The organism is uncultured Citricoccus sp., assembly GCF_937871995.1.
GTDB lineage: Bacteria > Actinomycetota > Actinomycetes > Actinomycetales > Micrococcaceae > Citricoccus.
On sequence record NZ_CALMQR010000072.1, the window covers coordinates 36,170 to 50,068 of the forward strand.

Here is a 13,899-nt window from a genome sequence, read left to right on the forward strand (position 1 = left end):
GCGCCGGGGTGCCGGCGCCGGTCCGGGTGGTCCGGGGCGGTCCTAGAGCTCGACGAACATGTCCGGGACGGACAGCTCGCCCGTGACGGTCCCGTACCGGCGCGCCGTCTCGGCCAGCTCCTCCTGGGCGGCCATGTCGAACTCGGCGCGGAATCGCGGCAGCTTGATCTCCGCCAGCACCTCCGGCTCGATCGTCGCGTAGGTGCCGGTGATCCGGCGGACCTCGTCCGGATTGTCCTGGGCGTACTCCAGGCCCCTCACGAGCGCCTCCCGGAAGGAGCGCACGAGGTCCGGGTCGTTCTCGAGGGTCTCCTCGCTGGCGAAGTACCCGCCGGTGTCCAGCTCGGGGTTGGCCTCGGCGTACGGCCAGCTGACCGCCACCATCCCCGCCTTCAGCGCCGGGGTGACGAAGGGCTCGACGACGATGCCGGCATCGAGCTGCCCGTTCTCCAGCGCCGCCTGGACGTCCGGGAACGCCATCTCGATGAACTCCAGCGAACCGCCGTCGCCCCCGGCCTTGTCCATGACCTGGCGGCAGGCGGTGTCACCGATGTTCGCGAGCTGGTTGGAGGAGAGCGTCTTGCCCGCCAGGTCGGTCATCGACGTGTACCCGGAGTCCGGGGCGGCGATGAGGGCCACGTTGTCGTTGCCGGGCTCACCCGTGGTGGTGGACCCCGAGCAGAAGAACTTGAGCCCGATGCCCTGTGACCGGGCCACCATCATCGAGACCACGTTGCCGAAGGCGAAGTCGAACTGTCCGGAGGAGACGCCGGGGAACGAGATCGCGCCGCCGGAGGTGGCCTCGATGGCGACGTCGAGGCCGGCCTTCTCGAAGAACCCCTGCTCCTTGGCCAGGTGGAGCGGCGCCACGTCCACGATGGGGATCGCCGCGACCGAGACGGCCCGCAGCCCGCCGTCCCCGGACCCCGTCCCGGAGGCGGCGGCCCCGGACGTGGCGCCGCCGCCGGCGGGCTCGCCCTGGCCGCAGGCCGCGGCGGTGCCGGTCACGAGGGCGGCAGCCCCGGTGAGGAGCAGGTTGCGGCGGGACAGCCACGACCCGGGCCGGTCCGGGGTGCGGGTGGGGTGCGAGGGGGTGCCCATGACGAACTCCTTCGGTCGGGTGGACGTGCCCCCATCGAACCGCACCGCGTCCCGCGGGACCACTGATATCTTCCTGCCCGTCCCATAGACCAGGTCTATGGGAGCGCCTCCCGCGCGCGGAGGGCGTCGGGCCGGCTGCCCTGCAGTGCCGCCGCCGCGCGCTCCACGAACCAGTCCACGGCGGCCGTGGCGCCACCCGCCGTGGCGTGGATGAACACGCTGGTCTCCACGTCCGGCAGGGGCAGCTCCCATGCGTGCAGCGGCCAGCGCGAGGTCCACCCGGGGACCACGATGCCCGGGACGACGGCGAGCAGGCCCGTCCCGGAGACGACCGCCGGGATGCCGGAGAACCCGTCCACGGTGAGCGACCCGGGCGGCGGGGGCGGCAGGCGCGACTCCACGATCGTGTGCCCGGTCGTCCCCCGGACCACGATGCGCGGCAGGCGGGCCAGTGCGTCCAGGGTGGGGGCGGCGTCGAACCGCCCGGTGCGCGAGACCCCCACGTAGCGGTCCCGGGTGATCGGCGTCGAGCGGATCCGGCCCTCCAGGGGGATCGAGGCGATCGCCAGGTCGATGTCCCCGGCCTCCAGGTCGCGGGCGGCGGTGTCCGTGTCCAGGGGCAGGACCTCCAGCCGGGCGTGCGGGGCCGCCCGCTCCAGCATGGAGGACAGGGCGGGCAGGAAGGCGGCCTGTCCCAGGTCGGTCATGGCCGCCCGGAACGTGGGCGCGGCGGTGGAGGGGTCGAAGACGGTGAGCCGGGCGAGGGCGGCGTCGGCGTCCCGGGGCAGGTGCCCCAGTTCGGCGTAGAGCTGCAGCGCCACCCGGGTGGGCCGGACACCGCGTCCCGACCGGCGGAACAGGTCATCGCCCGTGAGGCGCCGGAGCCTGTTCACGGCGTGGGTGATCGAGGGCTGGGTGAGGTTCAGCCGGTCCGCCGCGGCCGTGAGGGTCCCCTCCTCGATCACGGCGGCGAGCACCCGGACCAGGTTCAGGTCGAGCATGACGGGTCCGGGCGCGCCCCGCGGCGGCTCGTGGTGGAGGGCCTGTTCATGGGACCATTCTGCCGACTGCCCGTGCACGGTCCGCGTCACGTCCGTAGGGCCCGCCCCGGGCCGGTGCGAGCCCTCGGCAGACTGCGCCAATCCGTTGGAAGTCAAAACCATTGACACCTTGAACTACCGAGGTCGAGTGTCTAGTCTGGACACAGGCTGTGGGACGCATCACATCGGAGGCCACCGACCTCCCGGAGACCCACGGCATGACAACCCCCTGTCACGAGCGGAGCACCTCGAGCGATGACTGACCAGACGCCAACCGGCGCACCGGGCCCGCGCGGCCCGCACGCGTCCGGGGACCCCCGGCGGGAGACGGAGATCGAGCGGTTGCACCGCCTCGAGGCCGCCGCCCGCCCAGACCAGCGGCGGGGGGACACCCGCCGGCACATCGACGCGGCCACCGTCGCCGCCCTCGACATCCCCACCCGCCCGGATCCGGCCGCACCGCCCACCTCCGTGGCGCAGTCCGGCGCCACCGGGTCCAGGACGAGTTCCGGTCCCGGCCGGGCCCGGCGCCGCGCCCGGCGGGGCTGGGGCACCCGGTTGCTCGGCGTGGCGGGCCTGCTCGGCTTCCTGCTGACGTGGGAACTGCTGTCCCGGACCGGCGTGGTCAACCCGACCTACCTGCCCCCGGCCTCGGCCGCGATCGCGGACCTGTTCCGCAACTTCGGGCTGGCCGCCTTCTGGGAGGCCGTCGGGGACACGATGCTGCAGTGGTTCCTCGGCATGGTCATCGCCGTCACGGCCGCCACGGTGCTCGGGTTCATCATCGGCTCCTCGACGTTCCTGCGCCGGTTCACGAACTCGACCATCGAGTTCCTGCGCCCGGTGCCGTCGGTCGCCCTGATCCCGCTGGCGGTGCTGCTCTACGGCGTGAGCATCCAGTCCGCGCTGCTGCTGATCGTCTATGCCTCCTTCTGGCAGGTCCTCATCCAGGTCCTCTACGGCGTGGCCGACGTGGACAACGTGGCCATGAACACCGCCCGGTCCTACGGCCTGGGCCCGCTGGCCCGCCTGCGGTACGTCATCTTCCCGACCACCCTGCCGTACCTGATGACGGGCGTCCGCCTGGCCGCCGCCGTCGCGCTGATCCTGGCGATCACCGCCCAGCTGATCATCGGCACCCCGGGCCTGGGCGCGGAGATCGCCAAGGCCCAGTCCGGCGGCTCCTACGTGGCCATGTACGCCCTCATCCTGGCGACCGGAATGCTCGGCGTCCTCATCAACATCGTCATGCGCGTGATCGAGCGGCGCGTGCTGTCCTGGCACTCCTCGGTGCGTACGGAGGTCGTCAAGTGAAAACCCTCAAGTCCCTCCTGTACATCGTCGGCCTGCCGGTCATCCTGCTGGTCCTCTGGTATCTCGCCACCGCGTTCGGCGAGAAGAACTTCTTCGTCCCCACCCCGGCCCTGCTGGCCGAGACCTTCGTGGAGACCTGGACCTGGGACCGGATGACCACCGACGTCTTCCCGTCCCTGGTCCGGCTGTTCTGGGGCATCCTCGGCTCGATCGTCATCGGCATGGTCGGCGGACTGCTCATCGGCTCGGTCCGCTGGCTGCGGGCGCTGCTCGAGCCGACCATGGAGTTCTTCCGGGCCATCCCGCCCACGGTCCTGATCCCCGTCCTGATGCTGCTGATCGGCATCGGTGACGACATGAAGGTCGCGGTGATCATCGCCGGCGCCGTCTGGCCGATCCTGCTGAACACGATCGAGGGCGTGCGCGCCATGGACGAGGTCCTCTCGGACACCACGCACACCTACGGCATCAAGGGCTTCAACCGGGTCCGCTACCTGATCCTGCCCTCGGCGATGCCGCAGATCATGGCCGGCATCCGCCAGTCGCTGTCCATCGCGCTGATCCTGATGGTCATCTCCGAGATGTTCGCCGCGTCCTCCGGCCTGGGCTTCACCATCGTGCAGTTCCAGCGGTCCTTCGCGATCCCGGAGATGTGGTCCGGCATCGTGCTGCTGGGCATCATCGGCGTGCTGCTGTCCTTCGTCTTCCAGCTCGTCGAGCGCGTCGTGCTGCGCTGGTACCACGGCCTGAGGGAGATCGAGAATGCAGCCTGATCCGCACTCCGCCGCCGGTGATCACCGCGCTGCCGGCATCCCCGCTTCCGAACCGACCATCCCCACCCAGGAAGGGACCGAGGACATGACCCCGGACCAGATCTCCACCGAAGGCACCGTCTCCTCGCAGGGTGGCGTGGCCGAGACCCCCGACGGCCTGCTCACCGTGGGCAAGACCCTGCCGGACGGCGAGGCCATGCTGGCCGTACGCAACCTGAAGAAGGTCTACCACACCGACGGTGGTGACATCGAGGCCGTCCGGAACCTCACCTTCGACCTGCCCCAGGGCCAGCTGGCCTGCCTGGTCGGCCCCTCCGGATCCGGCAAGACCACGCTGCTCAAGTGCATCTCCGGCCTGCTGGCCCCCACCGCCGGGGAGGTCACCCTGCACGGCAAGAAGGTCACCGGCCCGCCGAAGTCCATGGCCGTGGTGTTCCAGGAGTACGGCCGGTCCCTGTTCCCGTGGATGCGGGTGCGGGACAACGTGGAGCTGCCGCTGAAGAACCAGGGCGTGGACAAGGCCAAGCGGGACGAGCTCGTGGACAACGCACTGGAGGCGGTGGGCCTGGCCCACGTGCCGAAGTCCTACCCGTGGCAGCTCTCCGGCGGCATGCAGCAGCGCGTGGCCATCGCCCGCGCCGTGGCCTACCAGCCCGAGGTGCTGCTGATGGACGAGCCGTTCGCCGCCGTCGACGCCCAGACGCGTGCCGACCTCGAGGACCTGGTCCGCAGCGTGTGGAAGCAGCTGGGCGTCTCGGTCCTGTTCGTCACCCACGACATCGACGAGTCCGTCTACCTGGGCGAGCGCGTCATCATCCTGTCCTCCTCGCCGACCGTGATCCAGCAGGACGTGCTGATCGACCTGCCGGAGGAGCGTGACCAGCTCGAGACCCGGTCCTCGCAGCGCTTCTCCGAACTGCGCCACCACGTCTACGAGCAGATCCAGCTGGCGAAGAAGGGCTTCCGCCCCGAGGACGCCCTCGCCAAGTAGCCGGACCCCGCCGCTCCCGTCGCCGTGCGGGCAGCCCCCCTCGTGCCGCCGGTCGCGGCCTGGGGGAGGCTGCCCGCACGGTCGTCTCCGGGGCAGGCGGCGCGGACGGGGCGGCGGCCGGCCGGGGGGAGGTTCATGCCGTCCACGGTGACGGGGGCACCATAACCGCCGCCGCAGGATATTTCAGGTGAACACTGGGTGAACTGGTACGGCAGATCACGACGGCGTGCGCACCTAGCAGAGCATCCCCACAAGTCAATACTCGATCGGTACGGTCCCTACTGACAGGGCAGGAGGGCCGTCCCGGGAGGCGGTCCGGGCCCTCGCTCCACCGGGACCGAGTAGGGCCTGAGAGTCGGCGCACCCTGGGGCCCCCGGGGACTGGTGGTAACCGGGTGTACCGGAGGCCGGACGGAGACCTTAGCGTGATCTCAAGGATCTCAGCAGCGCGACCTATCCGAAGGTCCCGGTCGCGCCGACGTGATCTGCCATCCGAGTGCAGCCGTCCTGTCTCAGCCCCCCGGTGCCGGAAACATCCTCCGGGCCTCCGGGGGGCCACGGGGGGCAGAGCAGGAAGACCATCCGTGAGCGCAACCGACCGTCCAGACCACGCCGTCCCCGGCATCCCGGCCATCCTCCCGGCCGCGGCCCAGCCCGCCGGCCGGCACGGGGGCACGTCCCACCCCGGGCCGCACCCCGGTTGCACGCCGGCCGGCAGCGCCGCCGTCGCCGCCTTCGGCCGCGTCATCACCACGATGGTCACCCCCTTCGACGCGGCCGGGAAGATGGACGCGACGGCCGCCGAGCAACTGGTGGGCCGGTTGACCCGCGACGGCTGGAACGACGGCGTGCTGGTCAACGGCGCGACCGGCGAGTCCAGTGCCACGGATGACGCTGAGAAGCGGCGCATGATCGTGGCGGCCCGCCGGGCCGTGTCCGGGACCGGCCGGAAGGTCATCGCCGGGGTCGGCTCCGGCAACACCGCCCACAGCGTCCGGCTGGCGGTCGCGGCGTACGAGGCGGGGGCCGACGGACTGCTCGTCGCGGCGCCCTACTACTCGCGCCCCAGCCAGTCCGGGCTGCTCGAGCACTTCCGGGCGATCGCCGATGCCACCCCGCTGCCGGTGATGCTCTACGACAACCCGGGACGCGTGGGGGTGGACCTCGAACCGGAGACCCTCCGGGACGCCGCCCAGCACCCGCAGATCATCGCCGTCATGGACGCCACGGGGGACCTCGGCGCGGCGTCCTCGATCATGCGCACCTCCGGGCTGGCCTTCTACTCCGGGGACGACATGCTCAACCTGCCCTGGCTGTCCGTGGGCGCCACCGGCTTCGTGTCCGTGGCCGGGCACGTGGTGGGCGACCGGTTGCAGACGCTGCTGCGCCTGCACGACGAGGGCCGGAACGCCGAGGCTCTCGCCCTGCACCGCCAGCTGGTGCCGATCTGCGCCGGGATGTTCCGCGCCCCGGCCGCGGCCTCGGCCAAGGCGGCCCTGCGCGCGCTGGGCCTGCCGGGCGGCTCGGTCCGGTTGCCCCTGGTGGACCTGACGGAGGAGCAGTACCGGGACATCCGGCTGGACCTGGTGGCCACGGTCACGGAGCTCGGCGTCCCGGCGCCACGCGCTCCGAAGGACACGCCCCGGCCCGCCCGTGCGGCGAGGGCCGCCGGCGCCCGGAAGGCCTCCCCGGCCCGCCTGGCAGCGCGCTGACGCCCACGGCGGACCCCCGAGGGGGGACGTCGTGACCCACCCCGGCCGCCCCGCCCGGCCCCGCGCCGCCCGGCCCCGCGCCGCCCGGGTCCATAATTGAGCTGTGACGCACGACCCGGTGACCCGCGACGAGGCTGGCCGAGCGCTCTACACCGAGCGCTCGAGGCTCCTGCCCGGCCTCGGACACCCCCCGGCGCCGCCCGGGACCGGCCTCGAGGAACCCGTCCGCGAACGCCGGCGCCGCCTGGCCGGGGAGTCCGTCCCGCTCCCGGACGCCTCCGGAGGTCCCCGCGACCGGGGCCAGGCCCGGGCCTCCCGCCGTGTCCAGCGCTGAGACGCCGCGGGACAGCACCCTGGACCGGCTGATCCGGATCCTCGGTGCCTTCGACGCCGACCGTCCCACCCTCTCCGTCGCCGCCCTGGCCCGCCGGTCGGACATCCCGCTGCCCACCGCCTACCGGTGGGTGGACCGGCTCATCGCGGCGGGACTGCTGGAGCGCGGGGAGGGCGGCGCCGTCGGACCCGGGATGAGGCTGTGGGAGCTGGCCTCCCGGTCCTCCCCGGGCACCTCGCTGCGCCGGGCCGCGATGCCCTACATGGACGACGTCCAGGCGGTGCTGCGCCAGCACACCCAGATCGCCGTCCTGGACCCCGCCGGGGTGCTCGTCCTGGAACGGCTCTCCGCCCGCGGTGCGGTGCCGAACCAGGCCACCATCGCCGGCCGGCTGCCCACCTTCACCACGGCGCTGGGGTTGGTGCTGCTGGCCTTCGCCCGCCGGCACGTCGCCGAGTCGTTCCTGGCCGAGCACGCCGCGGAGCTCGGCCTGCCCCTGGCGGAGACGTGGCACGACGGCGGCGCCTCCTCCGCGGGCCGGCCCGGCCCCGCCGGCGGGACGCTGCGCGGGTCCGCCCGGGGCGTCGTCAACCCCACGGAGCAGGAGTTGCGGGCCCTGCTGGCCGAGGTCCGCCGCCAGGGCTGGGCGTCGGTGGACGGGCAGATCGACTCGGAGGCCACCGGCGTGGCCGTGCCGGTGCTCTCCCCGGAGGGCCAGACGATCGCCGCCCTGGGCGTGGTGGTGCCCCGGAGCTCGGAGTTCCGGCCCGGGCTGGCCCCCATGCTGCTGGCGGCCGCCCGCGGCATCAGCAGGGCGCTGGGTCCACAGGACGACCTGCCCCGGGCGGAGCGGATCCACCCGAACCATCCCCCCGTCGAGGTGCCCCGCGAGTAGCGGGGCCTGTCCGGGGCGCTCGCGGACGGACGCGAGGGGACCGGCCGCCGACGTCATTCTCACCGAGTGAGAATCGACGCGGCGCGGTGGTGTTCGCTCCATCACACTGGAGCCAGACCCGAACGTCCGCACAACGAAGGAGTTGGCATGGCAGAAACCCCCACAGTCACCCGCACCCAGGTCGGTATCGTCGGCGGCGGCCCGGCCGGCCTGCTGCTCTCCCACCTGCTGTCCCAGCAGGGCATCGACAACGTCGTCGTGGAGAAGCGGGACCACGAGACCATCAAGAACACCCACCGCGCCGGCATCCTCGAGCAGCAGGCGGTGCGGATGCTGACGGACACCGGCGTGGACGGCCGCGTCCTCACCGTCGGCGACGAGCACGAGGGCATCGACCTGCGGTTCAACGGCGAGTCCCACCTGCTGAACTTCCCGGACCTGGTGGACGCCACCGTCACCCTGTACGCCCAGAACGAGGTCTTCGTGGACCTGGCCGCGGCGCGGAAGCGCGACGGCGGCGAAGTCCGGTTCGAGGCCGAGGTCATCGAGGTCCTCGACCTGGAGACGGACACCCCGAAGTTCCGCTACAAGGACATCTCCGAGGGCGCGAACCCGGACGAGGTGTTCGAGGTCCAGTGCGACGTCCTCGTGGGCGCGGACGGCTCCCGCTCCTTCTGCCGCCGCGCGGTGGGGGAGGCCCAGGGACACAAGGACTTCAAGATCGAGTACCCCTTCGCCTGGTTCGGCATCCTCACCGAGGCCCCGAAGTCCTCCCCGGAGCTGATCTACGCGAACTCCCCGGACGGCTTCGCCCTCATCTCCCAGCGTTCCGAGACCGTGCAGCGGATGTACTTCCAGTGCGCCCCGGACGAGAACGTGGACGACTGGTCGGACGACCGCATCTGGTCCGAACTGCAGAAGCGCGTGGACGGCCCGGACGGCCTGCAGCTGAAGACCGGCCCGATCTTCGACAAGACCGTGCTGAACTTCCGCTCCTTCGTCCGCGAGCCCATGCGCCACGGCAACATGTTCCTGGCCGGCGACGCCGCGCACACCGTCCCGCCGACCGGCGCCAAGGGCCTGAACCTGGCGTTCGCGGACGTGCAGGTGCTGTTCAACGCGCTGGAGTCCTTCTACTCCTCCGGTTCCCGCGAGCTGCTGGACGCCTACGCGGGCACCGCCCTGAAGCGGGTCTGGAAGGCGCAGAACTTCTCCTACTGGATGACCTCCATGCTGCACACCCGCGCCGACGCCAACCCGTTCGAGGCCAAGCGCGCGCTCGGGGAGCTGGAGACGATCACCTCGTCCCGTTACGGTCAGCAGTACCTCGCCGAGTCCTACACCGGCTGGCCCCACGCCTGACCGGCGCCCCCGGACCGGCCCCCTGAACCACCCCACCTCCACCAACCCCACCCGAAAGGAGCAGCCCGTGAGCCAGGACCAGCATGATCCTGCTGAGGAGAGCTTCAGCAACAGCCACGTGCTCGACCCCGCTGCGACCCAGGACTCCCAGGAGACCATCAACGCGGAGATGCAGGAGATCCACGACGCGGCCTCGGGGGAGACCCAGCCGCGCGTGAACTTCCCGCCGTACCGCAGCTCGCTGTACCGCCACCCCACCAAGTCCATGCACCACGCGGACCCGGAGACCATCGAGCTGTGGTCCCCGGCGTTCGGCAACCGCGACGTGCACACCCTGGAGTCGGACCTGACCGTCCAGGGCCAGGGTGAACCGCTGGGCGAGCGGATCGTCGTGCGCGGCAAGATCCTGGACGGCGACGGCCGCCCGGTGCGCAACCAGCTCGTGGAGATCTGGCAGGCCAACGCCTCCGGCCGCTACGTGCACAAGCGCGACCAGCACCCGGCTCCGCTGGACCCGAACTTCACCGGCGTGGGCCGCACCATCACCGGTGACGACGGCTCCTATGAGTTCACCACCATCAAGCCGGCCCCGTACCCGTGGAAGAACCACCACAACGCCTGGCGCCCGGCCCACATCCACTTCTCGCTGTTCGGCACGGACTTCACCCAGCGGATGATCACCCAGATGTACTTCCCGGGCGACCCGCTGTTCAGCCTGGACCCGATCTACCAGTCGATCACCGACCAGAAGGCCCGCGACCGGCTGGTCGCCACCTACGACCACAACGTCTCCACCCACGAGTGGAACACCGGCTACTACTGGGACATCGTGCTCAGCGGCAGCAACCGAACCTGGATGGAGGGCGACACCGATGCGCATTGATCAGAACCAGCTGGACGCGGCACGCTCGGGCGACGAGAGGCTCGTGCCGACCCCGGGCCAGACCATCGGCCCGTTCTTCGGCTACGCCGACGGCTTCGAGCAGGTCCACCTGCCCTTCCGCGACGGCAACCACCTGGTCAACCCCGCCCGCCCGGACGCCGTGCGCCTGACCGGCACCGTGTACGACGGCAACGGCGACCCGATCCCGGACGCCATGCTGGAGATCTGGCAGGCCGACGCCGAGGGGCAGATCCCGCAGGAGACCGGTTCGCTGGTCCGTGACGGCTGGACCTTCACCGGCTGGGGCCGGGCCACCGTGGACAACGTGGGCACCTACACCTTCTCCACCGTGAACCCGGGACCCACCGAGGAGGGCAAGGCCCCCTTCATCCACCTCGTGGTCTTCGCCCGCGGCCTGCTGAACAAGCTGCACACCCGGATCTACCTGCCGGAGGACACCGCCGCCCTGGAGAAGGACGCCCTGCTGTCCTCCCTGGACGCGGACCGCCGCAGCACCCTGATCGCCGAGCGCCGGGCCGACGGCAGCCTGCTGTTCGACGTGCACCTGCAGGGCGAGAAGGAGACCGTGTTCCTGCAGTTCCCGGGCATCGAGTACCCGGACCACGCCTGAGCACCCCCGTGCTCGGCGCCCGGCTGGGCGGCGGCGTCCGGCATCCCCCCGCACCGGGGTGCCGGACGCTGAGACGTACCGCACAGCCCCGCTGACGACGGGCCCGGTGGCCCGGATGCGCTCCAGGTATTCTGCGGACGCATCCGGGCCACCGGGCCATCGTTGCCGATAGCCTAGGAGGGGCCGGCCCGTTCCGGCCGACCCCCAGGACGCCGTCCGGACTCGCGCCGGACGCCCGTCCGCACCCTCCGCCAGACCCGTCGCCAGACACCCGCCAGACCCAGGAGCCCGCCACCCGATGACCGATCCAGCAGCGTTGACGGAGACCTCCACCGCCGAGCCGGGTCCGAGTGACCGGGCCGTGCCGGCGTCGCAGTCCGTCCGGGACGCCGCGGAGGCGCGCCCGGTCCGGGACCCGGAGTCCGACGTCGGCCTGCTGGATCCGCTCTCCGCCGGGACCATGGTGGCCGCGCAGTCCTCGGACACCGCCTACCTGCGTCACCTGCTCGAGGTCGAGGCCGCCTGGACCGCGGTGCTCGCCGAGGCGGGGATGACCTCCGCCGCCCACGCCCGCGCCGCCCAGGCCTGCGCGGACCCCGCCCAGTACGACCTCGCCGCGCTGGCCCACGCCGGCCAGGACGGCGGCAACCCGCTGATCCCCGTGCTCAAGGCCATGCGGGCCCGCGCCGCCGAGGCCGCCCCGCAGGACGCGGGCGTCACCGGGGCCCTGCACGTCGGCGCCACCAGCCAGGACATCATGGACACCGCCATGATGCGGATGTCCGCCCGCGTCGCGGCGACGATCCTGGCGGACCTGCGCGCCGCCGTCGCCGCCCTCGTGGACCTGGCGCGGACGCACCGGGACACCCCGATGGTGGCCCGATCCCTGGCCCAGCACTCGTTGCCCTCGACCTTCGGGCTGCGCGCCGCCGGCTGGCTGACCGCGCTCACCCAGGCCGGCCGGCGACTGGAGGCCGCCACCACCGCGCTGCCGATCCAGTGGGGCGGCGCCGCCGGCACCATGGCGGCCCTGTCCGGCCGCGTGGCCTCGGCGCACCGCCAGGGGACCCTCGACGCCGGCCTCGGCCCCTTCGAACTCGTCGAGCGCCTCGCGGACCGGCTCGGGCTGGCCGCACCGGCCGGGCCCTGGCACACCAACCGGATGGCGGTCACCGGGATCGCCGCGGCCCTGGCCGAGGTGGTGGCCGCCTGCGGGAAGCTCGCCAATGACGTGCTGGTCTCCGCCCGGATCGAGAACGGGGAGCTCGGTGAACCGCTGGCCGCCGGTCGCGGCGGGTCCTCGGCGATGCCGCACAAGCAGAACCCCGTGCTCTCCGTGATGATCCACTCCGGCGCCCTGTCCGCACCGGGCTCACTGGCCCAGGTGCTCACCGCCGCCGGCGCCGCGAACGAGGAACGCCCGGACGGGGGCTGGCACGCCGAGTGGCCGGCCCTGCGCCACCTGATGCGCCAGGCCGGGGGCGCGGCCGAGCGGACCGCGGAGCTGGTCTCGGGACTGCGGGTGAACACCGCGCGGATGGCGGAGAACCTGAACCGCGTGGGCCCGCTGCTGGTCTCCGAACGACTCATGGCCGAGCTCGCCCCGGTGCTGCAGGAGCAGGCCGGTGGGGAGCCCGGATCCGGCAAGGCCCGGCTCCAGGCGATCGTGGACCGCAGCCTGGGCGGCGGCCCGGACGAACCCGACTTCCGCACCCTGCTGCGCGCCGAGCTGCCGCCGTCCGTCTCCGACGCGCAGCTCGACGGCCTGCTCGACCCGGCGGAGTACACCGGGGAGGCAGGGGTCCTGGTGGACCGGTTCGTGGCCGCGGCCGGCGGGTTCCTGGCGGCCGGCCAGGACTGAGCCTCTCCGAGGACCACGAGCAGCGACCGACCACCGACCACCCCCGCCCAGCCGGATCCGCGTGTGCAGGCCCGGTGGCGGCCGACGAGAACCGACGAACCCCGACGACTGACGACGACGTCAGCAGCCCAAGGAACAAGGAATGGAGCACCAGTGACGACACCAGAGATCACCGCGAGCCGTCTGACCAACGAGGTCGACTCGTTCGGAGAGCCCCAGGACGTCCTGTTCGTGGGCGCCGGCCTGGGCACCGGGGTGCATGCCCTGTGGCAGGACACCGCGAACCTGCTGGAGGAGCGCTTCCAGGTCATCGGCTGGGACCTGCCCGGTCACGGTGAGTCCCCGGCGCACAACGAGCCGACCTCCATCGCCGACCTGGCCAACGCCGTGGCGGACCTGGTCCGGGCCCAGCACGCCAGCGGCACGATCCCGGCCGGCGCCAAGGTCTACTACGCCGGCGTCTCGGTCAACGGCGAGGTGGCCCTGCAGCTGGGCCTGGACCACGGTGACCTGTTCGACGGCATCGCCGTGATCTGCTCGGCCGCGAAGATCGGCGTGCCGGAGGCCTGGCGCGAGCGCGCGGCGTTCGTCGAGAAGGCCGGCACCCCGTCCATGGTCGCCGGTTCGGCGGAGAAGTGGTTCGCCCCGGGCTTCATCGAGAAGCACCCCGCCCGCTCGACCCGCCTGCTGCACACCCTGCAGGAGGCCGACCGGTTCTCCTACGCCCGGATCTGCGAGGCGCTGGCGCAGTTCGACGTGCGCGAGCGCCTGGGCGAGATCACCACGCCGATCCTGGCCGTCAACGGCGCGGTGGACGGGGTCTGCCCGCCGGCGGACGCCGAGCAGATCGCCGCCGGGGTCCAGCACGGCACCGCCGTGGTGCTGGACGGCGTGGCGCACCAGGGGCCCACCGAGGACCCGGAGAACACCGCCCGCATCCTCCGGGAGCACTTCGGGGCCGTCCGCGCCGGCTGAGCCCCACCCGGGACGCCACCCCCGCGC

13 protein-coding genes are annotated in these 13,899 nt (G+C 72.4%); 11 read left to right on the forward strand and 2 right to left on the reverse strand.

Annotation, left to right across the window (positions count from 1 at the left end; translation table 11 throughout):
• Positions 1–42: 42 nt before the first annotated feature.
• Entirely contained in the window at positions 43–1,101 is a 1,059-nt protein-coding gene (locus Q0283_RS08230) for an ABC transporter substrate-binding protein (protein ID WP_255459702.1), read from the reverse strand.
• A gap of 95 nt (positions 1,102–1,196) precedes the next feature.
• A complete protein-coding gene (locus Q0283_RS08235; RefSeq protein ID WP_183529089.1) occupies positions 1,197–2,102 on the reverse strand; it encodes a LysR family transcriptional regulator in 906 nt (301 codons plus the stop codon).
• A 294-nt stretch (positions 2,103–2,396) separates the two neighbouring features.
• On the opposite strand from Q0283_RS08235, the gene Q0283_RS08240 reads away from it, so the two are divergent.
• The 11 genes from Q0283_RS08240 (at position 2,397) to Q0283_RS08290 (ending at position 13,872) form a co-directional block, all read left to right on the forward strand.
• Positions 2,397–3,455, forward strand: a complete 1,059-nt coding sequence (locus Q0283_RS08240; protein ID WP_183529087.1) for an ABC transporter permease — start codon at positions 2,397–2,399, stop codon at positions 3,453–3,455.
• Entirely contained in the window at positions 3,452–4,228 is a 777-nt protein-coding gene (locus Q0283_RS08245; RefSeq protein ID WP_010143773.1) for an ABC transporter permease, read from the forward strand. Before Q0283_RS08240 ends, Q0283_RS08245 begins: the two co-directional genes overlap by 4 nt.
• A 196-nt stretch (positions 4,229–4,424) precedes the next feature.
• Complete coding sequence (locus Q0283_RS08250) at positions 4,425–5,219, forward strand: ABC transporter ATP-binding protein (protein ID WP_040385852.1); 795 nt, start codon at positions 4,425–4,427, stop codon at positions 5,217–5,219.
• 584 nt (positions 5,220–5,803) lie between these two features.
• A complete protein-coding gene (dapA, locus tag Q0283_RS08255) occupies positions 5,804–6,931 on the forward strand; it encodes a 4-hydroxy-tetrahydrodipicolinate synthase (protein ID WP_298044168.1) in 1,128 nt (375 codons plus the stop codon).
• A 103-nt stretch (positions 6,932–7,034) separates the two neighbouring features.
• The gene (locus Q0283_RS08260; RefSeq protein WP_298044170.1) at positions 7,035–7,265 is read left to right on the forward strand and encodes a hypothetical protein; all 231 of its coding nucleotides are present in this window, start codon (positions 7,035–7,037) and stop codon (positions 7,263–7,265) included.
• The gene (locus tag Q0283_RS08265; protein WP_298044171.1) at positions 7,252–8,160 is read left to right on the forward strand and encodes an IclR family transcriptional regulator; all 909 of its coding nucleotides are present in this window, start codon (positions 7,252–7,254) and stop codon (positions 8,158–8,160) included. Before Q0283_RS08260 ends, Q0283_RS08265 begins: the two co-directional genes overlap by 14 nt.
• A 147-nt stretch (positions 8,161–8,307) precedes the next feature.
• Positions 8,308–9,522: a 4-hydroxybenzoate 3-monooxygenase gene (locus Q0283_RS08270; RefSeq protein ID WP_298044173.1), complete on the forward strand. Its 1,215-nt coding sequence runs from the start codon at positions 8,308–8,310 to the stop codon at positions 9,520–9,522.
• Between the two features lie 169 nt (positions 9,523–9,691).
• Entirely contained in the window at positions 9,692–10,405 is a 714-nt protein-coding gene (pcaH, locus tag Q0283_RS08275; RefSeq protein ID WP_221243794.1) for a protocatechuate 3,4-dioxygenase subunit beta, read from the forward strand.
• Complete coding sequence (gene pcaG, locus Q0283_RS08280) at positions 10,395–11,036, forward strand: protocatechuate 3,4-dioxygenase subunit alpha (RefSeq protein ID WP_298044174.1); 642 nt, start codon at positions 10,395–10,397, stop codon at positions 11,034–11,036. The genes pcaH and pcaG overlap by 11 nt, the downstream gene beginning before the upstream one ends.
• A gap of 298 nt (positions 11,037–11,334) precedes the next feature.
• Positions 11,335–12,897 carry a lyase family protein gene (locus tag Q0283_RS08285; protein ID WP_298044175.1) on the forward strand — a complete coding sequence of 521 codons (1,563 nt, stop codon included), beginning with the start codon at positions 11,335–11,337 and terminating at the stop codon, positions 12,895–12,897.
• 153 nt (positions 12,898–13,050) lie between these two features.
• Positions 13,051–13,872 (forward strand): alpha/beta fold hydrolase, encoded by an 822-nt coding sequence (locus Q0283_RS08290; protein WP_298044177.1) that lies wholly within the window; start codon positions 13,051–13,053, stop codon positions 13,870–13,872.
• Positions 13,873–13,899 lie beyond the last annotated feature (27 nt).

Excerpts from the sequence above, each read along its gene's own strand:
- pcaH (WP_221243794.1), top strand. The coding sequence starts at position 9,692 with ATGCAGGAGATCCACGACGCGGCCTCGGGGGAGACCCAGCCGCGCGTG.
- Q0283_RS08230 (WP_255459702.1), bottom strand. The coding sequence starts at position 1,101 with ATGGGCACCCCCTCGCACCCCACCCGCACCCCGGACCGGCCCGGGTCG.
- Q0283_RS08250 (WP_040385852.1), top strand. The coding sequence starts at position 4,425 with ATGCTGGCCGTACGCAACCTGAAGAAGGTCTACCACACCGACGGTGGT.
- Q0283_RS08235 (WP_183529089.1), bottom strand. The coding sequence starts at position 2,102 with ATGCTCGACCTGAACCTGGTCCGGGTGCTCGCCGCCGTGATCGAGGAG.
- pcaG (WP_298044174.1), top strand. The coding sequence starts at position 10,395 with ATGCGCATTGATCAGAACCAGCTGGACGCGGCACGCTCGGGCGACGAG.
- Q0283_RS08240 (WP_183529087.1), top strand. The coding sequence starts at position 2,397 with ATGACTGACCAGACGCCAACCGGCGCACCGGGCCCGCGCGGCCCGCAC.
- Q0283_RS08285 (WP_298044175.1), top strand. The coding sequence starts at position 11,335 with ATGACCGATCCAGCAGCGTTGACGGAGACCTCCACCGCCGAGCCGGGT.
- Q0283_RS08270 (WP_298044173.1), top strand. The coding sequence starts at position 8,308 with ATGGCAGAAACCCCCACAGTCACCCGCACCCAGGTCGGTATCGTCGGC.